Genomic DNA, 24,228 nt, shown 5'->3' on the forward strand with positions numbered 1-24,228 from the left:
TCACACTCGGGATAATCGCTGGTCGGGCGGGTCCGGCTAAGTCATACTTTCCCGGGTGTTGCTCACCATCTCCACGACCGCAAGGCCCGCCACCGACCTCGGATTCCTGCTGCACAAGCATCCGGACCGGGTCCAGGAGTTCGGCCAGTCATACGGCGTGGCCCGAGTCTTCTACCCGGAGGCGAGCGAGGAGCGCTGCACGGCGGCGCTCATGCTCGACGTCGACCCGGTCCGGCTGGTGCGTTCACGCGGTCGTTCCACATCCGACTACGCCCTGGGGCAGTACGTCAACGACCGGCCCTACGCCGCCTCGTCGCTGCTGGCCGGGGCGCTGGCGGACGTCTTCCGCACGGCCCGCGCGGGCCGCTGCAACGCCCGCCCGGAGCTGGCGGCCGGGCCGATCCCTCTGGAGGTCACGCTTCCCGCGCTGCCCTGCCGGGGCGGACCTGAGCTGGCGCACCGGCTGTTCGAGCCGCTGGGCTGGGAGGCCGACGCGCGGGCCGTACCGCTGGACGAGGGGTTCCCCGAGTGGGGGGACTCCCGTTACGTACGGCTGGCGCTGCGCGGCGAGGTCCGGCTGGCCGACGCGCTCAACCAGCTCTACGTGCTGCTGCCCGTCCTGGACGACGCCAAGCACTACTGGATCGCCCCCGACGAGGTGGACAAGCTCATCCGCGCGGGGGAGTCGTGGCTGGCCGCGCACCCCGAGAGGAGCCTGATCACCCGCCGCTACCTCGGCCGTCGCTGGGCTCTGGCCCGCGCGGCCTTCGCCCGTCTCGCCGAGCTCGGCGACGACGTGGAGGAGGCCCTGGAGCCGCCCATCGAGGAGGAGCCGGCCGTTTCTCCGGAGGAGTTCCCCGAGCCGCTCCCGGAAGAGGCCCCCGCCGACCTGCCTCCCGTCCTCGGCCCCGGCCTCGGAACCCCCACCGCCCCGGCCGGGGGTGATGGTTCTGCGGCGCCGGGGGAGACGTTTTCCGCGCCCGAGGCGGAGGGCGGGACCGAGGCCGGGGCCGAGGGGGCCGGGCGGCGGCCGCTGAACGTGACGCGGCGGGAGGCGGTGGTCGGCGTGCTCCGGGAGCTGGGCGCGCGCACGGTCATCGACCTGGGCTGCGGGACCGGTCAGCTGGTCGGGGCGCTGCTGGCGGACTCCGCCTTCACCAGGGTCGCGGGGACGGACGTGTCGGCGCAGGCGCTGACCGTCGCCGCCAGGAAGCTCAGGCTCGACCGCATGCCCGAGCGGCAGCGGGAACGGCTGGAGCTGTTCCAGGGCGCGCTGACCTACGCCGACGACCGGTTCGCCGGATACGACGCGGCCGTGCTCATGGAGGTCGTCGAGCACGTCGACCCCCCGCGCCTGCCGGCGCTGGAGCGGGTGGTCTTCGGCACGGCCCGTCCCCGGCACGCCGTCGTGACCACGCCCAACGCGGAGTACAACGTGCGCTACGAGTTCCTGACGGGCATGCGCCACCCCGACCACCGCTTCGAGTGGACCCGGGCCGAGTTCGCGGCCTGGGCGGCGAAGGTGTGCGGGGAGTACCGCTACACCGTCGCCTTCCGCCCGGTCGGGGACGACGACCCCGAGGTGGGCCCGCCCACGCAGATGGCCGTCTTCACGCTGGAGGGAGCGGAATGACCGAGATCGCGGTTCCGGCGATGTCGCTGGTCGTGCTCGTCGGGGTGTCCGGGAGCGGGAAGTCGACCTTCGCGCGCAAGCACTTCGCGCCGACCCAGGTCATCTCCTCGGACTTCTGCCGCGGCCTGGTCGCCGACGACGAGAACGACCAGGCGGCCACGTCGGACGCCTTCGACGTGCTCCACTACATCGTGCGCACCCGGCTCAAGCGGGGCCTGCTCACGGTCGTGGACGCCACCAACGTCCAGTGGGAGGCGCGCAGGCAGCTGATCGACCTCGGCAAGTCCCAGGACGTGCTGGTCGACGCGATCGTCCTCGACGTCCCCGAGGAGGTCGCGGTCGAGCGCAACGAGACGCGGCCCGACCGGGACTTCGGGGCGCACGTGGTACGGCGCCAGCGCAAGGAGCTGAAGCGCTCCCTGGGGAAGATCTCCCGGGACGGCTTCCGCCGGGTCCACGTACTGCGCGGCGTGGAGGAGATCGAGGCCGCCACGGTCGTCACCGAGAAGGCATGGACCGACCGGCGCGAGCTGACCGGGCCGTTCGACATCATCGGCGACGTGCACGGCTGCCGTGCCGAGCTGGAGACGCTCCTGCGCGAGCTGGGCTGGGAGATCGAGCCCGGCGGCACCGGCGCGTCCCACCCGGAGGGCCGCACGGCGGTGTTCGTCGGCGACCTCGTGGACCGCGGGCCGGACACGCCGGGCGTGCTCCGGCTGGTCATGGGCATGGCCGCGGCCGGGACCGCGCTGTGCGTGTCGGGCAACCACGAGCAGAAGCTCGCCCGCGCGCTCAACGGACGCAAGGTGCGCGTCGCCCACGGCCTGCAGGAGTCGCTGGACCAGCTCGCCGCCGAGCCCGAGGAGTTCCGCAGCGCCGCGCTGGCGTTCATGGACGGCCTGATCAGCCACTACCAGCTCGACGGAGGCCGGCTCGTGGTCGCGCACGCCGGGCTGAAGGAGGCCTACCACGGCCGCGCCTCCGGCCGGGTGCGCTCCTTCGCGCTGTACGGCGACACCACCGGCGAGACCGACGAGTACGGCCTGCCGGTCCGCTACCCCTGGGCACGTGAGTACCGGGGCCGGGCGATGGTCGTCTACGGGCACACGCCGGTCCCCGAGGCCGAGTGGATCAACAACACGATCTGCCTCGACACCGGCGTGGTGTTCGGCGGGAAGCTGACCGCGCTGCGCTACCCGAGCCGGGAGATCGTCTCGGTGCCCGCGCAGCGGGTCTGGTACGAGCCGGCCAGGCCGCTGTCCGCGCCCGGCTACCGCGACCCCGGCATGTTGTCCATCACCGACGTCCAGGGCACCAAGCACATCGAGGTGCGCCACGGCGGCGGCCGGATCAAGGTCAGGGAGGAGAACGCCGCCGCCGCGCTGGAGATCATGAGCCGGTTCGCGGTGGACCCGCGCTGGCTGGTCTACCTGCCGCCGACCATGGCCCCGCCGGAGACCTCCCGGCTGGACGGCTACCTGGAGCACCCGGCCGAGGCGTTCGACGAGTTCGCGGCGGCCGGGGTGGGCCGGGTGGTGTGCGAGGAGAAGCACATGGGCTCGCGGGCGGTGGCCGTACTGGCCAGGGACCCCGAGGCCGCGCAGGCGCGGTTCGGGGTCGGGGACGGGAGCACGGGCGCGGTCTACACCCGCACCGGGCGGCCGTTCTTCGACGACCCGGCGGTCGCCGGCGGGCTCGTCGACCGGCTCCGGCGGGCGTGCGCGCCGCTCATGGACGAGCTGGGCACGGACTGGCTGGTGCTGGACTGCGAGCTGCTGCCCTGGTCGGCCAAGGCGGAGGGGCTGATCCGCAGCCAGTACGCGTCGGTGGGCGCCGCGGCCCGCACCGCCCTGCCGGAGGCCCTCGCGGTGCTGGAAGCGGCGGCCGGGCGTGGCCTGGATGTGGGCGGTCTGCTGGACCACACCCGACGCCGTCTGGACAACGCTGCCCGGTTCCGGGACGCCTATGCGCGTTACTGCTGGCCGGTCTCCGGCCTGGACGGCCTGCGGGTGGCGCCGTTCCAGATCCTCGCGTGCGAGGGCCGGGCGACCGCGGCGACCGAGCCGCACCCCTGGCACCTGGACCTGCTGGCCCGCCTGGACGACCCGCTGATCGCGCCCACCCGGCACGTCTACGTCGACCTGGACTCGGAGGAGTCGAGGCGGGCGGCGACCGCCTGGTGGGAGGAGCTGACGGCCGGGGGCGGGGAGGGCATGGTGGTCAAGCCGGTCACCGTGCCCGCCGAGCCCGAGGTGACGCCGGGCCGTACCGGAGAGGCCGGACCGGACGGTGAGCCCGAGGGCGGGACGGGGTCGCCCCGGGCGAAGGCGCGCGTGGACCGGGTGCAGCCCGGCGTCAAGGTGCGCGGGCGGGAGTACCTGCGGATCATCTACGGCCCCGACTACACCGAGAGCCTCGACGTCCTGCGCAACCGCTTCCTCGGCCGCAAGCGCTCCCTGGCCCTGCGCGAGCACGCGCTCGGGCTGGAGGCGCTGTCCCGGCTGGCCGAGGGGGAGCCGCTCTGGCGGGTGCACGAGCCGGTCTTCGCCGTCCTGGCCCTGGAGTCGGAGCCGGTGGACCCCCGGCTCTGAGCGTGCGGGCCCGCACGGACATCCCACGTCCGTGCGGGCCGCCGTACCGGGGACGGTCCGGTACGGCCGACCGTGGCGTTGTGGAGGACACGTTCCCCCGGTACGGCCCCGGGCCGCACTCCGCCGGTTGATTTGCGGCTTTTGACGGCAATGTGAAGGATGCGGCGATGATCACCCCCAGCCGCTTCCGGCGTCGTTCCTTCGCCCTCTTCCTCGCCGCCGGGCGGGTGCTCGGCACGTACGTTCCGGGGATGGGATGGGCGCTCACCGCGATCACTCTGCTCAGCCACCGCCAGGCGGTCACGCCCGATCGCCTGCTGGGCCGGACGGGGGCCACGCTGTTCGTGATCGCGGGTCTGGCTGAGGCCGTCGAGGGGCCGCTGAGGTCGCTCGCCGAGGTGCTCGCCGAAGGGGTGAGCCCGCTCCCGGTCCTGGTGCTGGGCACGGCGGGCGCGCTCGCCGCCGCCGTGCCGCTGGTACGGGTCCGTGCCCGGGCGGGAACGGAGGAGCCGACGGCGGTGGTCCGGGATGCGTGAAATCCGTCCGTGAGGGGAGGGAAGCGTTCATGCCTCCGACGAGAGCCGAGCTTGAGGCGGCCAAGGACCTGACCATCGAGGACGTCCTGGGACCCGGACTGGACGTGCTGTTCTGCGGGATCAACCCGGGCCTGTACTCCGCCGCCACCGGGCACCACTTCGCCCGGCCGGGCAACCGCTTCTGGCCCGCCCTGCACCGTTCGGGGTTCACGCCCCGCCTGCTGTCCCCCGCGGAGCAGGACCTGCTGCCCTCCTTCGGACTGGGCATCACCAACGTGGTGCCCCGTGCCACGGCGCAGGCCGCCGAGCTGTCCGACGAGGAGTTCCGGGAGGGCGGGGTACGGCTGGCGCGGCTGGTCGCCGAGGTCCGGCCCCGGATCCTGGCGGTGGCGGGGGTGACGGCCTACCGGACGGCGTTCGGGCGGCCCAAGGCGGCCGTCGGGCCCCAGGAGGACCGGGTCGGGGAGACGGCGGTCTGGGTCCTGCCCAACCCCAGCGGGCTGAACGCCCACTGGACGCTGGACCGGATCGCCGGGGAGCTGCGGCGGCTCCGGGAGTCCCTGGGACGGCCACCGCTTCCCTGATCCGTTGCGGCGCGTCCCGGCCCGTTCCCCGGTACGGCTCACCGGCGCCGCGCCGTACCGGGGACCCGGCGGACGACGCGGCTTCTAGGAAGCGCCGGGACGGCTGGGCCGGCGGGCGTGGCTCCGGTGGTGGACCACCCGCAGCAGCATCATCGCCAGCCAGGCGAGGAAGAGGAACTTCAGCACCCCGAAGCCGGCGACGGCCACCCCGACGACCAGCAGCACCAGCAGCAACGGAGCGGCGGGCGGCGGTCCGCCCCCGCGGGCCGCCGGGTGCCGGCACCAGGCGCCGTGCCGCTCCGCGTGCCGGGCGGAATCCGGGCCGGAGGGCGGGCCGTACAGATCGGGGAGGTTCTCCTGCGTCCGGGCCAGGTCGCCCCCGGTGCGGGCGGACAGGGCCAGGCCGAGGCGCTCGTCGAGCTCCTCGTAGGTCAGGCGGCCTTGGGCGTAGTGCTCGCGCAGCACCGCCATCGCCGCTTCGCGCTCCGCGTCTCCGACGCGGAGGTCGTCCCGGGGGATCATGCATGCTCCTCGTCATCGTGGAATCGGTACTCACGGAACCGGTACTCACGGAACCGGTACTCGCGGAGCCGGTACGGAACACCCTCGGCGGGCCCGCCTCGGGGGCGGGCCCGCCGTCCTCTACTCGTCGGCGGGGTCGCCTTCGGCGAGGATCTGGTAGAGCTTGCGGCGCGTCTCGATCAGCTGCTGCCGCGCCTGCCGGATCTGCGCCTCGCTGCCGGTCTGCAGGATCTGCAGCATGGCGAACCCGGACTGGCGGGCCAGGTCCATCAGCTCCCAGGTGCCCTCGTCGACGTCGGGCGTCATCTCCTCCCAGGGCGCGCGCACCTCGGCGGAGTGCTCGGCGACGTAGGTCCGGCCCGCCTCGGTGAGCCGGAAGGTCTTGCGGCCGTCGCTCTCCTCGGACAGGACCAGGCCCTCGTCGGTGAGCTGCTGCAGCGCCGGGTAGACCGCGCCGGGGCTGGGCTTCCATCCGCCCTGACTCCGTTCGGCGATCTCCTGGATGATCTGGTAGCCGTTGCGCGGCTCCTCGGAGAGCAGCGCCAGGATGGCGGCGCGGACGTCGCCCCGCTTGGCCTTGCGGCCCCGGCCGAACGGGGGCCGCCCGCCCCAGGGGCCGCCGCGGCCCGGCCCGCCCGGGCCGTGCCCCCAGTCCCAGGGGAAGCCGCCCCACGGGGGGCCGCCGCGGTGACCGCGGTGACCCCGGTGACGGTGATCGTGCGGTCCGCCCTCGTGCGGGCCGGGCGGGCCCTGATGTCCATGGGCCCCCGCGTGGTGCCGGCCCGCGCTCATGGCACGCCATGCCTCCCGGGCGGCGCGCTTCATCTCCCGGCGGATCTCGCGCGGGTCCGCGTCCGACCACCGGCCGCCCATCGCGTGTGTGTACGTCATGTCGTTCTCCAATGCTCATCGCGATCGCCGTTCGATCGTTCTCGACTCTTCAAAGATATATCGAGAGCGTTCTTATGACAACCCCCATACGTGGAGCGTGCCTTCCTCGGGAAAGTCGCTTACCGTAACATTGCGGTCGCGCAGGGATGATGCAGAGGCTGTTCGGCCGAAGAAGTGAGATAGATCACTCAATTCTCGCCGGATTTCGGAACAACCACCGAGACCTACACGTTACAAAGGACATAGACGGGATTCGTTCCGCGCCGGAAGGGCTGGGGGGTGCTTTCGGCACGGAACGGTCCCGTCTGTCGTTTCTCCGGCCAGAGCTCCTTGTTGCAGGGAAATTTCCCTTACCGGATGGCCGTCGCGGGAAATCTCCACGGGCCGATGGTGCGAGCGGGCCGCGACGCATCGCCGCCCGGCGGCTCTCCGGGGGACGTGAAGGCGGCCGACCGGTAACCCGCCGGTGCTCCACCGGTGACTCATCGGTGATCCCCGGTCTCGTGCCGGACGCCCGTCGCCGGGGGCCGTGCCGTACGGCGGGGACGCCCGGCAGGACGCGTGGACGGGGCGGCAGGACGCGATCCATCGTGTGGCGCGGCAGGATGGGGCCATCCTCTCCGGGGCGGCTTTGCCGTACAGTCGATCATGTGATCGTGATGGTGGTGGTTGAGCGTTGATGGGGCACACGCACGCGCTGACGGGGGCGATCGCCTGGCTCGGGGTGGCGCCGACACTGGCCGCGCTGCCGCTGCTGACCGAGTCCTCCCGGCTGGTCGAGACCGGGATCATGGTGAACGCGCTGAACCCGGCCGAGTTCGTCGCGGGCGCGCTGATCTGCGCCGGGGCCGCGATGCTGCCGGACCTGGACCACCCCAGCGCGACGATCGCGCAGACCTTCGGCCCGATCACCTGGGCGCTGAGCAAGGCGGTCAACTGGCTGGCCGGCGGGCACCGGCACGCCACGCACTCGCTGCTGTTCGCGGTCGGGGCCGGGTTCGGCGCCCACTATCTGGCCACCACGGTCCCGATCGGCCGGGACATCCTGGTCGTGCTGCTGATCGGCCTGGCCCTGCGGGCGATCGGCATCGGGATCCCGGGCAAGAAGTTCGCCTCGGCGATGGTGAACATCGCCATGACGGCCGGGCTGTACGCGGTGTTCCGCTCCGACAACGTCGGCTACGCCTGGCTGGGGCTGGCCGTCGCGATCGGGTGCCTGGTGCACGTGGTGGGGGACTGCTGCACCGAGAAGGGCTGCCCGGTCCTGTGGCCGATGAGGCAGCGCTGGCTGCTGCCGTGGAAGATCGGCATCAAGACGGGCCGCGCCTTCGAGCAGAAGTTTCTCGCGCCGGTACTTTCCGTCGCCGTTCTGGGCCTGTTGTACTGGCGCCTCGCTCCGATCTGAGCATACTCATGAGTAACTTGATGTCGAGATATCGGCGGGATATCTTGATATCGAGACAACCGCTGCAACCTGCGAGGGGTCACCGGTTAGGCATGCCTAACTGACGTGGGCACTCTCACGGTGCGGCAGGATTCAGTTGCGCCCCTGGACGAGGCGCGCAGACGACATGGTGATGAGGGAGGCGAATCGTGTCCGCGAACAGCTTCGGCAGCCGTGACACGCTCCGCGTCGGTGACGCGGCTTACGAGATCTACCGGCTGGATGCCGTCGAGGGGTCGGGGCGCCTCCCGTACAGCCTGAAGATCCTGCTGGAGAACCTGCTCCGCACCGAGGACGGCGCGAACATCACGGCCGACCACATCCGGGCGCTGGGCCAGTGGGACCCGTCCGCGGCCCCGAGCGTGGAGATCCAGTTCACCCCGGCCCGCGTGATCATGCAGGACTTCACCGGCGTCCCCTGCGTCGTGGACCTGGCCACCATGCGTGAGGCCGTCCGCGACCTCGGGGGCGACCCCGCCAGGATCAACCCGCTCGCTCCGGCCGAGATGGTCATCGACCACTCCGTCATCGTCGACTTCTTCGGCGGCCCGGACTCCTTCCAGCGCAACGTCGAGCGGGAGTACGAGCGCAACCGCGAGCGCTACCAGTTCCTGCGCTGGGGCCAGACCGCCTTCGACGAGTTCAAGGTCGTGCCGCCGGGCACCGGCATCGTGCACCAGGTGAACATCGAGCACCTCGCCCGCGTGGTCATGATCCGCGACGGCAAGGCGTACCCGGACACCTGCGTCGGCACCGACTCCCACACCACGATGGAGAACGGCATCGGCGTGCTGGGCTGGGGCGTCGGCGGCATCGAGGCCGAGGCCGCGATGCTCGGCCAGCCGATCTCCATGCTGATCCCGCGGGTGGTCGGCTTCAAGCTGACCGGCAAGCTGCCCGCCGGGGCCACCGCCACCGACCTGGTGCTCACCATCACCGAGATGCTGCGCAAGCACGGCGTCGTCGGCAAGTTCGTCGAGTTCTACGGCGAGGGCGTCTCCAGCGTGCCGCTGGCCAACCGCGCCACCATCGGCAACATGAGCCCCGAGTTCGGCTCGACCTGCGCGATCTTCCCGATCGACGGCGAGACCATCGCCTACCTGAAGCTCACCGGCCGCTCCGACGAGCAGGTCGCCCTGGTCGAGGCCTACGCCAAGGCCCAGGGTCTCTGGCTCGACCCGTCGGCCGAGGAGCCGGTCTTCTCCGAGTACATCGAGCTGGACCTGGGCACCGTGGTCCCGTCGATCGCCGGCCCCAAGCGCCCGCAGGACCGCATCGCCCTGTCGGACGCCAAGCGGGCGTGGCGCGCCGCGGTCAAGGACTACGCCCCGAGCATCCAGGGCCCGGCCGACGAGGCGTCCGCCGAGTCGTTCCCCGCCTCGGACTCCCCGGCGATCGCCCACGACGGCAACGGCGACAAGCCGCACGCGGCCGACCTGGCCGGCACCCGCCCGCACAAGCGCGTCCCGGTCACGCTGGCCGACGGCACCAGCTTCGAGATCGACCACGGCGTGGTGACCATCGCGGCCATCACCAGTTGCACCAACACCTCCAACCCGTACGTCATGATGGGCGCCGCCCTGCTGGCCAAGAAGGCGGTGGAGAAGGGCCTGACCCGCAAGCCGTGGGTCAAGACCTCCCTCGCCCCCGGTTCCCAGGTCGTCACCGGCTATTTCGAGCGCTCGGGGCTCCAGCCGTACCTCGACAAGATCGGGTTCAACCTGGTCGGCTACGGCTGCACCACCTGCATCGGCAACTCCGGCCCGCTGGACGAGGAGATCTCCGCCGCGATCCAGGAGAACGACCTCGCGGTCACCGCGGTGCTGTCCGGCAACCGCAACTTCGAGGGCCGGATCAACCCCGACGTGAAGATGAACTACCTGGCCTCGCCGCCGCTGGTGGTCGCCTACGCGCTCGCGGGCACCATGGACATCGACCTGGACAGCGAACCGCTCGGCGAGGGCGCCGACGGCCCGGTCTACCTGCGTGACATCTGGCCGTCGCCGGAGGAGGTCTCCGAGGTCGTCAACGGCTCGATCGACCAGGAGATGTTCCTGCGCGACTACGCCGACGTGTTCAAGGGCGACGAGACCTGGCAGTCTCTGCCGGTCCCGACCGGCGACACCTTCGAGTGGGACCCGGCCTCGACCTACGTGCGCAAGGCCCCCTACTTCGACGGCATGCCCGCCCAGCCGGAGCCGGTCAAGGACATCTCCGGCGCCCGGGTGCTGGCCAAGCTCGGCGACTCGGTCACCACCGACCACATCTCCCCGGCCGGCTCCATCAAGCCGGGCACCCCGGCGGCCGAGTACCTGCGCGAGAACGGGGTCGAGGTCAAGGACTTCAACTCCTACGGCTCGCGCCGCGGCAACCACGAGGTGATGATCCGCGGCACCTTCGCCAACATCCGGCTGAAGAACCTGCTCCTCGACGGTGTGGAGGGCGGCTACACCCGCGACTTCACCCAGGAGGGCGGCCCGCAGAGCTTCATCTACGACGCCTCGGCCAACTACCAGGCCGCGGGCATCCCGCTGGTCGTCCTGGCCGGCAAGGAGTACGGCTCCGGCTCCTCGCGCGACTGGGCGGCCAAGGGCACCGCGCTGCTCGGCGTCCGCGCCGTCATCGCCGAGTCCTACGAGCGCATCCACCGCTCCAACCTGATCGGCATGGGCGTGCTGCCGCTGCAGTTCCCGGAGGGCGAGACCGCGTCCTCGCTGGGCCTGACCGGCGAGGAGACCTTCGACATCACCGGTGTCGAGGAGCTCAACAAGGGCGGCATCCCGCGCACCGTGACGGTCAAGGCGGGTGACAAGGAGTTCCAGGCGGTCGTGCGCATCGACACCCCCGGTGAGGCGGACTACTACCGCCACGGCGGCATCATGCAGTACGTCCTGCGCTCCCTGCTCGCCAGGTAGCGGGCGACCGGGCGGGGCCGCGCGGCCCCGCCCGCATCCGGAGGAGGACCTCGGGCGGCCGCCCGGCGGGGAAACGCCCCCGCCGGGCGGCCGTCGTCGCTCCGGCGTTCCGTCGTCGTTCCGCCGTCGTTCCGGGCCCCTCCGGAGTCGTTCCGGGCCCCTCCGGAGCCGCTCCGGAGGCCGGGTCTACGGTCACACGTATGAGTGACGAGCTGCTGACATTGGGGCTGGCGGGAACGGCGGTACTGGCGGGGGCGATCGTCCAGGGGGCGGTCGGGTTCGGGCTGGGGCTGGTGGCGGCTCCGGTGATCACGATGCTGGCGCCCTCCGTCATGCCCGGCGCGATCCAGATGGTGAACGTCACCCTGCCCCTGTTCACCCTCCTGGCGGAGTGGCGCAGGGTGGACTGGAGAGGGCTCGGCTTCGCGGTGCTGGGCCGGCTGCCGGGCAGCCTCGTGGGCGGGCTGGTGGTCGTCTACGTCTCCACCCGGGCCCTGGGCGTCCTGGTGGGCGTGATGGTGCTGGTCGCGGTGGCCGTCACCGTGCGGGCGGCGGCCGTGCCGCGCAATCCCGCGACCCTGACCGGGGCGGGCTTCATCTCGGGGATCACCGGCACCGCGACCGGGATCGGCGGGCCGCCGATCGCCCTGGTCTACCAGAACGCCAAGGGGCCGCAGATCCGCGCCACCCTGGCGATGTTCTTCTTCCTCAGCGCCGCGCAGTCGCTGGTGATCCTCGCCGTCCTGGGACGGCTGCCGATGCGGTCGGTGACCTTCGGGGCGGCGCTCATCCCCTTCCTGATCGTGGGCTTCCTGGCCTCCGGGCCTCTGCGCCGCTATCTGGACGGCGGGCGGGTGAGGGCGGGGATCCTCACGGTGGCCGCGCTCTCGGCCCTGGGACTGATCGCGCAGAGCGCCCTGGGTTAAGGCTGCGTTTCTGGATTGTTACCGGCCACAACAAATTTTGCTCATTCGAGGGCTAGCGTTCCTGGCCAACGGGGAATACGTTGCCGCAAACAACATTCAACGGCACGGTGCACCGCAACCCGGAGCAGCCGTACCGCTGACTCGGCATGCCGCACCTCAGACCCCCCACTTCACGAAGTTCTCGAAGAAAGGACCCGTGCACCATGCGCAAGGGGATCCTCAGCCTGACCGCCGCCGCAGCGGCCATGACCCTCGGTCTCGCCGCCTGCGGAAGCGATGGCGGCGACACCGGCGCCCAGGCCACCCCGGCCCCCGGCGAGAGCAAGCCCGCCGCCGCCGGAAAGATCGGCGTCATCCTGCCGGACAGCAAGTCCTCCGCCCGCTGGGAGACCGCCGACCGCAAGTACCTGGAGGAGGCGTTCAAGGCCGCGGGCGTGGCCTACGACATCCAGAACGCACAGGGTGACAAGACCCAGTTCCAGACCATCGCCGACCAGATGATCACCAATGGGGCCACCGTCCTGATGATCGTCAACCTGGACAGCGGCACCGGCAAGGCCGTTCTCGACAAGGCCAAGGCGCAGGGCGTGGCCACCATCGACTACGACCGCCTGACCCTGGGCGGCGGCGCCGCCTACTACGTGAGCTTCGACAACACCAAGGTCGGCACCCTGCAGGGTGAGGGCCTGGTCAAGTGCCTCACGGACAAGAAGGCCGACAAGCCGATCGTGGCCTACCTCAACGGCTCGCCGACCGACAACAACGCCACGCTGTTCAGGAACGGCTACGACAGCGTGCTCAAGCCCAAGTTCGACTCGGGCGAGTACGTCAAGGGCCCGGAGCAGTCGGTGGAGAACTGGGACAACACGAAGGCCGGAACGACCTTCGAGCAGATGCTGACCGAGAAGCCGGACATCGCCGGCGTGCTGGCCGCCAACGACGGTCTCGGCAACGCCGCCATCACCGTGCTGAAGAAGAACAAGCTCAACGGCAAGGTCCCGGTCACCGGCCAGGACGCCACCGTGCAGGGCCTGCAGAACATCCTCGCCGGCGACCAGTGCATGACGGTCTACAAGGCGATCAAGAAGGAGGCCGAGGCGGCCTCCGCGCTCGCGATCGGGCTGGCCAAGGGCGAGAAGCCCGCGGCGACCGGCACGGTCAAGGACACCGAGAGCGGTCAGGACGTGCCCGCCGTCCTGCTCGACCCGCAGGCCATCTACTTCGAGAACGTCAAGGACGTCGTCGCCGACGGCTTCGTGACCAAGGAAGAGCTGTGCACCGGCGACTTCGCCGCCAAGTGCACCGAGGCCGGAATCCAGTAACGCGCCGTGAGGGTACGGCCGGCCGCTGCGGCGCCGGCCGTACCCTCCCCGCATCCGAGGAGCAGCTATGACCCCCGTACTGGAACTCCGCGGGATCGACAAGAGCTTCGGTCCCGTCCAGGTCCTGCATGACGTCGCCCTGACCGTCCGCGCCGGAGAGGTGACCGCCCTGGTCGGCGACAACGGCGCCGGCAAGTCGACCCTCGTCAAGTGCGTCGGCGGCATCCACCCGATCGACTCCGGCGAGTACCTCTTCGAGGGCAAGCCCGTCCAGGTCCACAGCCCGCGTGACGCGGCGGCGCTGGGCATCGAGATCGTCTACCAGGATCTCGCGCTCTGCGACAACCTCGACATCGTCCAGAACATGTTCCTCGGACGAGAGAACAAACGGGGCATCGTCCTCGACGAGGACACGATGGAGGAGATGGCGGCCAGGACCCTGGCCAGCCTGTCGGTCAAGACCGTCAAGTCCATCCGCCAGCACGTCTCCAGCCTCTCCGGCGGTCAGCGGCAGACCGTCGCCATCGCCAAGGCCGTGCTCTGGAACAGCAAGGTCGTCATCCTCGACGAGCCGACCGCGGCGCTCGGCGTCGCCCAGACCGCCCAGGTGCTGGAACTGGTCCGCCGCCTGGCCGACCAGGGCCTCGCCGTGGTCCTCATCTCGCACAACATGAACGACGTGTTCGCCGTGTCCGATCGGATCGCCGCGCTCTACCTCGGCCGGATGGCGGCCCAGGTGAAGACCTCCGACGTCACGCACTCGCAGGTCGTCGAACTGATCACCTCCGGCCGGAGCGGGGACCTCGGCCTGACCAACGGAGTTCCGGCATGACCGCCACCATCGAGCAGAAGCCCGAGGCCCCCTCGATCACTTCCAACGTCCGCGGCTACGCCGAGCGGGTCCGGGGCGGCGACATGGGCGCGCTGCCCGCGGTGCTCGGCCTGATCGTGCTCTGCACGGTCTTCGCGATCATGCGTCCCTCCTTCTTCACCGCGGTCAACTTCGCCAACCTGTTCACCCAGGGCGCGGCGGTCACCGTGATCGCCATGGGCCTGGTGTTCGTGCTCCTCCTCGGAGAGATCGACCTGTCGGCGGGCTTCGCCAGCGGCGTCTGCGCGGCGGTGCTCGCGATCCTGCTCGCCGAGCAGGGCCAGCCGTGGTACGTGGCGGTGCTCGCCGCGATCGCCACCGGTACGGTGATCGGCACGGTCCTCGGCGTCCTCGTGGCCAAGCTCGGCATCCCGTCCTTCGTGGTGACGCTGGCGGCCTTCCTCGGCTTCCAGGGCCTGGTCCTGGTGCTGGTCGAGGGCGGCACGAACATCTCCGTCCGGGACGAGACGATCCTGGCGATCTCCAACAACAACCTCTCGCCCGTGCTGAGCTGGGGGCTGCTGGCCGCCGGCGTCGGAGGCTACGCCGCGATCCAGCTGCTGCGGGCACGCAAGCGGACCAAGCGCGGCCTGATCGCCGACCCGATGTCGCTGATCGCGATCCGGGTGGGTGCGCTGGCCGTGCTCGGCGGGCTCGCCGTCTACGCCCTCAACCTGGAGCGCAGCCGCAACGCCGCGCTGGTCTCGCTCAAGGGCGTGCCGGCCGTCGTGCCGATCATCATCGTGCTCCTGGTGATCTGGACGTTCGTGCTGCGCCGCACGGCCTTCGGCCGCCACCTGTACGCGGTCGGCGGCAACGCCGAGGCCGCGCGCCGGGCGGGCATCAACGTGGACCGGATGAAGATCAGCGCCTTCGTGATCTGCTCCTCGATGGCCGCCATCGGCGGCATCATCGCGGCCTCCCGCGCCAGTTCGGTCGACCCGAACACCGGCGGCAGCAACGTGCTGCTCTACGCCGTGGGCGCGGCCGTGATCGGCGGGACCAGCCTCTTCGGAGGCAAGGGCCGGGTGCTGGACGCGGTCCTGGGCGGCGCGGTGGTCGCGGTCATCGAGAACGGCATGGGCCTGATGGGCTACGGATCGGACATCAAGTTCATCGTCACCGGCTCGGTGCTGCTGCTGGCGGCGAGCGTGGACGCGCTGTCCCGTAAGCGGGCCGCCGCCACTGGGCTAAGGTGACCGGTGATCCTAACCCCCTGAAGGAACACCACGTGATGCGGGCCGGCCCCTCCCAAGAGGAGATCAGGCGCCACAACCTCGGCGCGCTGCTCCGCCATGTCCATCTGAGCGGGCCCACCTCGCGAGCGGAGCTCACCAACCGGATGGGGCTCAACCGCAGCACCATCATGGCGCTCACCGCCGACCTCACCGCCGCGGGCCTGGTCAGGGAGGAGCTCCCGCGGGAGACCCGCCGGGCCGGGCGCCCCTCCCTGGTGGTCCGCCCGGAGTCGGCCCGGGTCTACGTGTTCGCCTTCGACGTGGGGGTCGACCGGCTGGTCGCCGCCCGCGTCGGCCTGGGCGGCACGATCCTCGACCGGCGTGAGACGGTACGGCGGCGCGGCCCCTTCTCCCTGGAGGAGGTGGTCGGCCCGCTGGCCGCCTTCGCCCGGCAGATGCACCGCAAGACCCGGCCCGACACGGTCTGCGTCGGGGTCGCCGCGGCCTTCTCCGGAGGAGTCGACCGGGGTGACGGCGTCGTGCGCTTCGGGCCGAACATGGGCTCGGTGGACGTGCCGTTCGGCGAGGAGATGGGGCGCCGGCTCGGCCTCGGGCTGCCCGTGGCGGTCGGCAACGACGCCAACCTCGGGGCGCTGGCCGAGCACACCCGGGGCGTGGGCGTCGGCTGCCGGGATCTGATCTACCTCCACGGCGACGTGGGCATCGGCGGCGGTGTGATCGTCAACGGCACCCTGCTCGGCGGACACCGCGGCTTCGGCGGCGAGGTCGGGCACATGGTCGTCAACCCCAGGGGCCGTCCCTGCGGCTGCGGCTCACTCGGCTGCCTGGAGGCGGAGGTGGGGGAGCGCGCCCTGCTGGAGGCCGCCGGGCGTTTCGGGGCGTTCGCCCTCCAGCCCTGGGACGGGGCGCAGCTCCGGGACAGTGCTCCGTCCCGGGACGCCCTGCCCCGGGAGGCGCCGTCTCAGGAGTCCTTGTCCCGGGAGTCCTTGTCCCGGGAGTCCTTGTCCCGGGAGGCCCTGTCCCGGGATGGCGCGCCGTCCACGGGCGCCGTTCCGCCGGGCGACGCCGTCCCGTCCCGTGACGGTTCTCCGGTCCCGGCCGACTCGTCGTCCCCGGCCGGTTCCCCGCTCGCGGCCGAGGTCCTGCCCTCAACCGTCTCCCACGCGCTGATCGGCCGGGACGCCGTCCGCGCCGTGGTCGACGCCGCCGACCGCGGCGACGTCGTCGCCCAGGCGGCGCTCAGCCGGGTCGGAGACTGGCTCGGTCTCGGGGTCGCCAACCTCGTCAACATCTTCAATCCCGAGATGGTCATCTTCGGAGGGATGCTGCGCGAGGTCTATCTCGGTGCCGCCGCCCAGGTCCGCAGCCGTCTCGCGACTGACGCGCTCCCCCCGGCCAGGGAGCATCTGCGCCTGCGCACCTCGGCCCTCGGCGATGACGCCACTCTCGTCGGCGCCGCCGAACTCGCCTTCACGAAGGTCCTCGCCGACCCCCTCGAAGTCCTCGCCCGCGCGGGCTCCTGAACGGCGGAGCGAGCGGCGGAGAGGCCGCCGGCTCTCTCGGGCGGAGAGCGCCGACGGCCGTCCACGCTATTTGATCAGGCTCGCGACCATGTTCCGCAGTTCGATGTGACCGGCCTTGAGCTCGGCGATGTCGCCCTCGGCCCGCCCCATCGAGCGCTCCAGGTTCCCGACGGACCGCTTGACCGAGGTGATCTCCTCCCGGAGCTCGGCGTGCCCGGCACGCATCTCGGCACGGAGCTCTTCCTGGCCTGCGCGGAGTTCTTCGGTGGTGGCGCGGAGCTCTTCCTGGCCCCTGCGGAGCTCTTCCTGGCCCTTGCGAAGGTCAAGGGTGGTGGCGCGGAGCTCCTCCTGGCCCTTGCGGAGCTCTTCGGTGGTGGCGCGGAGTTCCTGCTGGCCTGCGCGGAGTTCTTCGGTGGTGGCGCGGAGCTCTTCCTGGCCCCTGCGGAGCTCTTCCTGGCCCTTGCGAAGGTCAAGGGTGGTGGCGCGGAGCTCCTCCTGGCCCTTGCGGAGCTCTTCGGTCGTGGCCTGCAGGTCGCTCGTTATCGTCCGCAGATCGCCGAGGACGGCCAGGGTCGCCGTGGTGAGCGCTCGCTGTTCTGTCATGTCCGCACGCAGCCCCATGAAGTCGCCCTCTACGCCTCGGACCCGGTATTCGATCTGGGTGCTCAACTGCCTGTTCTCCTCACCATTGAACTACAGGGGGACGCCGGACCTGGAAGGGGTGGTGGGAGGGCCAGGCGGCAAGTGAAGGTTACGCACGGTTCTGCATGATCGCTATGCGTGATTCGGGGTGGGGTGATAAATGCCATACCGGATGGGAGAAACGGCCACCCGCCGCGCGGCAGGAGCTGCGACGGGTGTCTCCGGGCGGGCCTGCGGGTCAGGAGACCTTGGACCTGGCGGCGGTCCAGGTGTTGCAGGAGGCGGGAGACCCGGAGGCGAATCCGCGCTGCATCCAGAGCGCCTGGCTGCGTCCCAGGCCGTGGTCGTTCGTCGGCCACGCCTTGTGGCCGTTCTCGGCGGTCCACTCGATCATGGCGTTCCAGTGCTCCCGCGTGACCTTCAGATCGGTGGCGGCTCCGCGCAGGAAGGCCGAGGCCAGGCAGTCGGCCTGGAGTTCGAGGCGGCGGGAGAACGCGAGCCTGCCCGGGGACGTGGCCCGCCAGGTGGCCTGGGCGTAGTAGGGCAGGATCCCGGCGAGATGCTGGACGTGGTGCGCGTACTCGTGGGCCATGAACTGCGCGTGGTTCGGCCCGTAGGGGTTCTTCAGGACCTTGCGGGTCACGCCGATGTACATCGTGCGGTCGGTGGAGCAGTAGTAGCCGCCCGCGCCGGCGGGCCAGCGGCCGCAGGGGCTGCCCACCCGGGAGGTGACGAAGCGCAGCTTCGGCGGGGAGAAGGGCAGCCCCGCCCGGCGGAACTGGATCGTCCACGCCCGCCCGAGGCAACGGTTGACGCGGCTCATGAAGCTCCGGTAGGAGCTCGCGCTGCCCGCGCGGATCGTCCCGGCCGGGCACCGGAGCACGGGCATCGCACCGGTGCGGTAGAGCGGGTTGTCCGTCGCGGCCGCTCTGCCCTGGACCACCGACTGTCCCGGCTGCGCCTGCGCCGTCCCGACGGGGACCACGGCGCTCGCCCCCGCCTTGCCCCCGTCTGCCGCCGGGGAGAAGGCTACAGAAACGGAGAGAAGTGACGACAGTAGACCAGAGGGAAGCGCGTTCATGATGTGCAAAGGTTATGGCAAGTGTGTACAAATCGTGAGGGTTCCCCTTCCGTGGAAGGCAGTGCGCAGGGAGCGAACTAGACTCGCTTTGACGATGGCTGGACAGAGGGGATGATTCCGTGAGCGAGCGGACCGCACGGCCGGGCGATCTTCTGGAGTCGGTCAAGGGACCACGGGACCTCAAACTGCTGCGAGCGGACGAGCTGCCCCTCCTGGCGGCCGAGATCAGGGATCTGCTCATCGCCTCCACCGCCCGCACCGGTGGGCATCTCGGTCCCAACCTGGGCGTGGTCGAGCTGACCATCGCCCTGCACCGCGTCTTCGACTCGCCGCGTGATCGCATCCTGTGGGACACGGGTCACCAGGCCTACGTCCACAAGATGCTCACCGGGCGTGCGGGGATGTTCGACACCCTCCGCCAGGAAGGCGGTCTGTCGGGTTATCCGAGCCAGGCCGAGTCCGAGCACGACATCATCGAGAACTCCCACGCCTCCACCGCGCTGTCGTACGCCGACGGCCTGGCCAAGGCCTACAAGCTGCGCGGCGAGGCCGACCGCTCGGTGGTCGCGGTGATCGGCGACGGGGCCCTCACCGGTGGCATGGCCTGGGAGGCGCTGAACAACATCGCCGGGCACAAGGACCTGCCGCTGATCATCGTGGTCAACGACAACGGCCGCTCCTACTCGCCGACCATCGGCGGCCTGGCCAACCACCTGGCCTCGCTGCGCACCAGCCGGCGCTACGAGGACGTGCTCGACTTCGTCAAGGACAACCTGACGAGGGTGCCCGTGGTCGGCGCCCCGGTCTACGACGCGCTGCACGGCGTCAAGAAGGGCATCAAGGACGTCCTCGCGCCGCAGGTCATGTTCGAGGACCTCGGCCTGAAGTACATCGGGCTGGTCGACGGCCACGACGAGCAGGCCGTGGAGTCCGCCCTGCGCCAGGCGCGCGACTTCCGCCGCCCGGTCATAGTGCACGTGCTCACCAAGAAGGGCTTCGGCTACTCGCCCGCCGAGAACCACGGGGAGGACTGCTTCCACTCGCCCGGCGTCTTCGACCCGGCGACCGGCGAGGAGAAGCCCAAGCCGCACGGCTGGACCAACGTGTTCAGCCAGGAGATCGTACGGCTCGGCGCCGAGCGGCCGGACATCGTCGCGATCACCGCCGCGATGCTCGGCCCGACCGGCTTGATCCCGTTCTCGGAGGCGTTCCCCGACCGCCTCTACGACGTCGGCATCGCCGAGCAGCACGCCCTGACCAGCGCGGCGGGCCTGGCGCTGGGCGGTCTCCACCCGGTCGTGGCGGTCTACGCGACCTTCCTCAACCGGGCGTTCGACCAGCTGCTGATGGACGTCGCGCTGCACCGGCTGCCGGTCACGGTCGTGCTCGACCGGGCGGGCGTCACCGGGGACGACGGCGCGAGCCACAACGGCATGTGGGACCTGTCGATCCTGCAGGTCGTGCCGGGTCTGGGCATCGCGGTCCCGCGTGACGAGCCGCGCCTGCGCGAGTTGCTCGCCGAGGCCGTGGCGGTCGACGACGGCCCCACCGTCGTGCGCTTCCCCAAGGGCCCGGTCGGCCCCGAGATCGAGGCCGTCGGCAAGCTCGGCGAGATGGACGTGTTGCGCGCCGGCGACCCCGACGTGCTGCTCGTCTCCGTCGGCCCGATGGCCGGGCTGTGCCTGGAGGCCGCCGGTCTGCTCGACGCCCAGGGCATCTCCGCCACCGTGGTGGACCCGCGCTGGGTCAAGCCGCTGGACGAGGCGTTGGTGGGGGCCGCCCGCGTGCACAAGCTGGTCGTGGTGGTCGAGGACAACGGCCGGGTCGGCGGCGTCGGCGACGCGGTGGCCCGCATGCTGCGCGACGCCGACGTGGACGTCCCGGTCCGCACCTACGGCATCCCGCAGCGCTTCCTGGATCACGCCAAGCGGGCGAAGATCCTCGGCGACATCGGCCTGACCGCCCAGGACATCGCCCGCGAGATCACCGAGGCCGTCGCGAAGCGCTCTCCGGTGCTGGAGAACCACCCGGCCCGCTGATCCCGACGGAACCGGATCCGCCGGGCCCGCCGGGGGCGCCGCCGGTACCGGGCTCACCGCGATCAGCGGACTCACCGGGCGTGCCGGATCCGCCGGCGGCGTCGGGAGCCCCGGAGGCGACCGACGCCGCCCGCGCCGTCCTGGCCACGCGGGCCCGGCGGCCGATGACGGCCAGGCCGGCGACCAGCAGCGCGGCGCACGCGGCCAGGGGAACCGTCAGGTGCTGGTTCTCCCGCATGAACTCCGCCGCCAGGGAGCCCAGCGTCAGGTAGGTCGTGACCCAGACCGCCCCGCCCGCCAGCGCCCAGCGGATGAAGCTCCGGTACGGCATGCCGAGCGTCCCGGCGAGGATCGGGATCAGCGAGTTCACCACCGGCAGGAAGTGGGCGGCGGCCAGGGCGGGACCACCGCCGTCACCCGTGGCGATCCGCTCGGCGCGAGCCCAGCGATGCTCGCCGACCCAGCGACCGGCCCTGCTGTGGCGGACCCGCGAGCCGTACCGATGGCCCAGCAGCCAGCCGCCGCTGGATCCGAGGCAGCAGCCGAGCGTTCCGGCCGCCGCGACCAGCGCGATCTCGGCCGGGCTCGTCAGGGCGGTGCCGGCCACGATGATCGACGCGTCCGCGGGGACCACCAGCCCGGTCAGCAGGGTGTTGTCCAGCGTCAGTACGGCCATCAGCACCCCGCCCACCAGATAGGGGTCCAGTTGGGCCAGTATGTCCAGGATCATGTCTTCATCCTCCCCGCCGGGGCCGACCGTGAGATCCGGACTTTCCCTTAGAGGAACCCTTAAATCTGGCCGCCGTACGGAGTTCCGGCCGCCGTACGACCGGGCGGGACTCAGCGGTTGAGGGAGATCGCGTTCTTGGCCCGCCCGGCCGGGCTCGTCGGCCAGGATGCAGGCGCCCACCAGGGACAGGCTGGTGTTCTGCCCGGACATCGGCGAGGGGCGGGCTGTCCTGAGGGCCCTCCGGCCGGGCCTGCATGAACCGCCGATCAGGGGGAAGCACCCGGGAATCCACCGGAGCGGGGAGGCGCCATGAACATGTTCCGTGTGAAATCGGTCGAGCAGTCGATCACCGACACCGAGGCGCCCGAACATCGGCTGAAGAAGGACCTCACGGCCCTCGACCTGACCGTCTTCGGCATCGGCGTCATCGTGGGTACCGGGATCTTCGTGCTCACCGGCCGCGTCGCCAGGGAGGCGGCCGGACCGGCGGTCGCCCTGTCCTTCGTCGTCGCCGCGATCGTGTGCGCGCTGGCGGCCCTCTGCTACGCCGAGTTCGCCTCCACCGTGCCGGTGGCCGGTTCGGCCTACACCTTCTCCTTCGCCACGATGGGCGAGTTCCCCGCCTGGATCATCGGCTGGGACCTGATCCTGGAGATGATGCTCGGCGCCGCGGTCGTCGCGGTCGGCTGGTCGGGCTACCTGACCTCGCTGCTGTCGTCCCTCGGCATCCCCCTCCCGGCCACGCTGGCCGGGGAGGATCCGGTCTTCAACCTGCCTGCCGCCGTCATCGTGCTGGGCCTGACCGCGGTACTGATCGCCGGGATCAAACTCTCGTCGCGGCTCAACCTGGCCGTGGTCGCGATCAAAGTGACGGTGATCCTGCTGGTCATCGTGGCGGGGCTGTTCTTCGTCAAGGGCGAGAACTACACCCCGTTCATCCCGCCGGCCAAGCCGACACCCGCCGTCGAGGGGCTGTCCGCACCGCTGATCCAGGTGCTGTTCGGCATCACCCCGGTGGCCTTCGGCGTCGTCGGGATCTTCAGCGCCGCCGCCATCGTGTTCTTCGCCTACATCGGGTTCGACGTGGTCGCCACCGCCGCGGAGGAGACGCGGCGGCCGCAGCGGGACCTGCCGATCGGCATCATCGCCTCCCTCGTCGTCTGCGCGGTCCTGTACGTGGCGGTCTCCCTGGTCGTCGTCGGCATGCAGCCGTACAGCCGGCTCAGCGAGGCCGCGCCGCTCGCCGACGCGTTCACGGCGGTCGGCCAGACCTGGGCCGCGACGCTGATCAGCATCGGCGCGCTGGCGGGCCTGACCACGGTCGTGATGATCCTGATGCTGGGACAGTCGCGGGTGATGTTCGCGATGTGCCGGGACGGGCTGCTCCCGCGCGGGCTGGCCAGGGTGCACCCGAGGTACGGCACGCCGTACCGGATCACGATCATGCTCGGCGCGCTGGTCGCGGTCCTGGCCGGGCTGGTCCCGCTCGCCGAGATCGCCGAACTGGTGAACATCGGCACGCTCTTCGCGTTCGTCGTCGTCTCGATCGCGGTGGTCGTCCTCCGCCGCACCCGTCCCGACCTGCCGCGTTCCTTCCGTACCCCGCTGGTTCCGGTGGTGCCGATCCTGTCGGTGCTGGCCTGCATCTACCTGATGCTCAACCTGCCGGTGGAGACCTGGATCCGGTTCGTGGCGTGGATGCTCCTCGGCGTCGTCATCTACATCGGGTACGGCTACCGCCACAGCCGCCTGGCCCGGCAGCCGCTGAAGATGAGGTGACGCGCGCCGATCGACGCGTGATCGGGGCGGGACCCCCGACGGATGGCGGATGATCTCAGGGGGCGGCGGCCGTGACGATGGTGATATGGACCTCGAACTCGATGCGTTCGTCCCGTTGATCCCACGGCCCGGCTGCGACGACGCGGTCACCGGGCGCGAGAACCCCGCCGAGCCGTCCGATGCCGCGACCCGCCCGATGGAAGGTCGCCGCAGGAAGGCCGCTCCGGCATGACTGTCACCCCCTTTGATCTCTTCGCGCGCTCCGTCCACCTGCACCGAGGCGGAGAGATCTCCCGCCGGGAGGAGACGGCGGACGCCGGCCGGGACGGCTGGCGGCTGACGGTCCTCCACGCGAAGACCGGCGACGACGTCCACGCCGACCACTGGGAGGTCCACCCCGAGGCCGAGAAGATCGTGTCCTGCCTCATCGGGAAGATACGTCTCCACCTCCGTCCGGAGCGGCCGGGGGAGGCCGAGGAGGAGATCAGGCTGACGGCCGGAACCGCCGCCGTCGTCCCGCGCGGGCGATGGCACCGGATCGAGCCGGACATCCCCAGCAACATCATGACCGTCACCCGGCCGTGCGGCAGCCGGCTGGAGAAGCTCCGTCCCGCCTGTCCGCGAGTTCCCTGAACTGCTGATACAGAAGTAAACAAGTGTGATGAAAGGTGTATTCAAGAAAACGGCAAGGGGGACCTTTTACCGTATTTCTCGTAAGCGGGTCACCGAGTCGGAGACCCGGAGAAACACATCAGAGCCGTCGATGACGGCTAAAAGGGGAAACCAGTATGTCGAAGATCAGCATCGATGACATCCCGTTCGAGGGCGCGGAGCTCACCGAGGCCGAGCTGGGCGAGGTCGCCGGTGGCCGGATGAGTGTGTCCTGGAAGATCGGCGGCAAGCCGGCCGAGTGGGTCATCAGCTGACCTCGTACTGACACCACGGGGTGATATGCGGCGGAGCGGATCCTCCCGCTCCGCCGCTTCCTTTGCGACGGGAA

21 protein-coding genes are annotated in these 24,228 nt (G+C 70.9%); 16 read left to right on the forward strand and 5 right to left on the reverse strand.

Annotation, left to right across the window (positions count from 1 at the left end):
• Positions 1-55 precede the first annotated feature (55 nt).
• The 4 genes from IEZ08_RS03990 to mug all read left to right on the forward strand — a co-directional run bounded on the left by IEZ08_RS03990 (position 56) and on the right by mug (position 5,344).
• On the forward strand, positions 56-1,633 hold the full coding sequence (locus tag IEZ08_RS03990) for a 3' terminal RNA ribose 2'-O-methyltransferase Hen1 (protein ID WP_189241692.1): 1,578 nt from the start codon (positions 56-58) through the stop codon (positions 1,631-1,633).
• The gene (locus tag IEZ08_RS03995; protein WP_068924925.1) at positions 1,630-4,224 is read left to right on the forward strand and encodes a polynucleotide kinase-phosphatase; all 2,595 of its coding nucleotides are present in this window, start codon (positions 1,630-1,632) and stop codon (positions 4,222-4,224) included. Before IEZ08_RS03990 ends, IEZ08_RS03995 begins: the two co-directional genes overlap by 4 nt.
• Positions 4,225-4,391: 167 nt before the next feature.
• Complete coding sequence (locus IEZ08_RS04000) at positions 4,392-4,760, forward strand: hypothetical protein (protein WP_189241693.1); 369 nt, start codon at positions 4,392-4,394, stop codon at positions 4,758-4,760.
• Between the two features lie 29 nt (positions 4,761-4,789).
• Positions 4,790-5,344 (forward strand): G/U mismatch-specific DNA glycosylase, encoded by a 555-nt coding sequence (mug, locus tag IEZ08_RS04005; RefSeq protein WP_189241694.1) that lies wholly within the window; start codon positions 4,790-4,792, stop codon positions 5,342-5,344.
• A gap of 84 nt (positions 5,345-5,428) precedes the next feature.
• On the opposite strand, the gene IEZ08_RS04010 is transcribed toward mug, so the two are convergent.
• Positions 5,429-5,866, reverse strand: a complete 438-nt coding sequence (locus IEZ08_RS04010; RefSeq protein ID WP_189241695.1) for a DUF1707 SHOCT-like domain-containing protein — start codon at positions 5,864-5,866, stop codon at positions 5,429-5,431.
• 120 nt (positions 5,867-5,986) lie between these two features.
• Positions 5,987-6,757: a PadR family transcriptional regulator gene (locus IEZ08_RS04015; RefSeq protein ID WP_068928979.1), complete on the reverse strand. Its 771-nt coding sequence runs from the start codon at positions 6,755-6,757 to the stop codon at positions 5,987-5,989.
• A 679-nt stretch (positions 6,758-7,436) separates the two neighbouring features.
• On the opposite strand from IEZ08_RS04015, the gene IEZ08_RS04020 reads away from it, so the two are divergent.
• The 7 genes from IEZ08_RS04020 (at position 7,437) to IEZ08_RS39310 (ending at position 16,957) form a co-directional block, all read left to right on the forward strand.
• On the forward strand, positions 7,437-8,162 hold the full coding sequence (locus tag IEZ08_RS04020) for a metal-dependent hydrolase (protein ID WP_229802904.1): 726 nt from the start codon (positions 7,437-7,439) through the stop codon (positions 8,160-8,162).
• Positions 8,163-8,350: 188 nt separating this feature from the next.
• The gene (gene acnA / locus IEZ08_RS04025) at positions 8,351-11,116 is read left to right on the forward strand and encodes an aconitate hydratase AcnA (protein WP_068924915.1); all 2,766 of its coding nucleotides are present in this window, start codon (positions 8,351-8,353) and stop codon (positions 11,114-11,116) included.
• Between the two features lie 200 nt (positions 11,117-11,316).
• Positions 11,317-12,042, forward strand: coding sequence for a sulfite exporter TauE/SafE family protein (locus IEZ08_RS04030; protein ID WP_068924913.1), 726 nt, complete (start codon positions 11,317-11,319; stop codon positions 12,040-12,042).
• A gap of 203 nt (positions 12,043-12,245) precedes the next feature.
• Positions 12,246-13,364 carry a sugar ABC transporter substrate-binding protein gene (locus IEZ08_RS04035; protein WP_068924911.1) on the forward strand — a complete coding sequence of 373 codons (1,119 nt, stop codon included), beginning with the start codon at positions 12,246-12,248 and terminating at the stop codon, positions 13,362-13,364.
• Between the two features lie 67 nt (positions 13,365-13,431).
• Complete coding sequence (locus tag IEZ08_RS04040) at positions 13,432-14,196, forward strand: ATP-binding cassette domain-containing protein (RefSeq protein ID WP_068924909.1); 765 nt, start codon at positions 13,432-13,434, stop codon at positions 14,194-14,196.
• Positions 14,193-15,434 carry a sugar ABC transporter permease gene (locus IEZ08_RS04045; protein ID WP_068924907.1) on the forward strand — a complete coding sequence of 414 codons (1,242 nt, stop codon included), beginning with the start codon at positions 14,193-14,195 and terminating at the stop codon, positions 15,432-15,434. The genes IEZ08_RS04040 and IEZ08_RS04045 overlap by 4 nt, the downstream gene beginning before the upstream one ends.
• Positions 15,435-15,466: 32 nt before the next feature.
• Positions 15,467-16,957: an ROK family transcriptional regulator gene (locus tag IEZ08_RS39310; protein WP_425312310.1), complete on the forward strand. Its 1,491-nt coding sequence runs from the start codon at positions 15,467-15,469 to the stop codon at positions 16,955-16,957.
• A 66-nt stretch (positions 16,958-17,023) separates the two neighbouring features.
• On the opposite strand, the gene IEZ08_RS04060 is transcribed toward IEZ08_RS39310, so the two are convergent.
• The gene (locus tag IEZ08_RS04060) at positions 17,024-17,626 is read right to left on the reverse strand and encodes a hypothetical protein (RefSeq protein ID WP_189241696.1); all 603 of its coding nucleotides are present in this window, start codon (positions 17,624-17,626) and stop codon (positions 17,024-17,026) included.
• A gap of 211 nt (positions 17,627-17,837) precedes the next feature.
• Positions 17,838-18,584, reverse strand: coding sequence for a neutral zinc metallopeptidase (locus IEZ08_RS04065; RefSeq protein WP_068924903.1), 747 nt, complete (start codon positions 18,582-18,584; stop codon positions 17,838-17,840).
• A 215-nt stretch (positions 18,585-18,799) separates the two neighbouring features.
• On the opposite strand from IEZ08_RS04065, the gene dxs reads away from it, so the two are divergent.
• The gene (gene dxs / locus IEZ08_RS04070; RefSeq protein WP_068924901.1) at positions 18,800-20,719 is read left to right on the forward strand and encodes a 1-deoxy-D-xylulose-5-phosphate synthase; all 1,920 of its coding nucleotides are present in this window, start codon (positions 18,800-18,802) and stop codon (positions 20,717-20,719) included.
• Here the strand turns inward: dxs and IEZ08_RS40170 are convergent.
• The gene (locus IEZ08_RS40170) at positions 20,664-21,449 is read right to left on the reverse strand and encodes a DedA family protein (RefSeq protein WP_068924899.1); all 786 of its coding nucleotides are present in this window, start codon (positions 21,447-21,449) and stop codon (positions 20,664-20,666) included. The genes dxs and IEZ08_RS40170 overlap by 56 nt on opposite strands.
• Before the next feature lie 309 nt (positions 21,450-21,758).
• Between IEZ08_RS40170 and IEZ08_RS04080 the strand changes: the two genes are divergently transcribed.
• The 4 genes from IEZ08_RS04080 (at position 21,759) to IEZ08_RS04095 (ending at position 24,154) form a co-directional block, all read left to right on the forward strand.
• Positions 21,759-23,228: an amino acid permease gene (locus IEZ08_RS04080; RefSeq protein WP_068924896.1), complete on the forward strand. Its 1,470-nt coding sequence runs from the start codon at positions 21,759-21,761 to the stop codon at positions 23,226-23,228.
• A gap of 85 nt (positions 23,229-23,313) precedes the next feature.
• Positions 23,314-23,460, forward strand: coding sequence for a hypothetical protein (locus IEZ08_RS04085; protein WP_176728556.1), 147 nt, complete (start codon positions 23,314-23,316; stop codon positions 23,458-23,460).
• Positions 23,457-23,861 (forward strand): cupin domain-containing protein, encoded by a 405-nt coding sequence (locus IEZ08_RS04090; protein WP_189241697.1) that lies wholly within the window; start codon positions 23,457-23,459, stop codon positions 23,859-23,861. Before IEZ08_RS04085 ends, IEZ08_RS04090 begins: the two co-directional genes overlap by 4 nt.
• A gap of 155 nt (positions 23,862-24,016) precedes the next feature.
• Entirely contained in the window at positions 24,017-24,154 is a 138-nt protein-coding gene (locus tag IEZ08_RS04095) for a putative ATP-grasp target RiPP (protein ID WP_084780416.1), read from the forward strand.
• The last annotated feature ends 74 nt before the right edge of the window (positions 24,155-24,228 follow it).

The organism is Planobispora rosea (genome assembly GCF_014648175.1).
GTDB lineage: Bacteria > Actinomycetota > Actinomycetes > Streptosporangiales > Streptosporangiaceae > Planobispora > Planobispora rosea.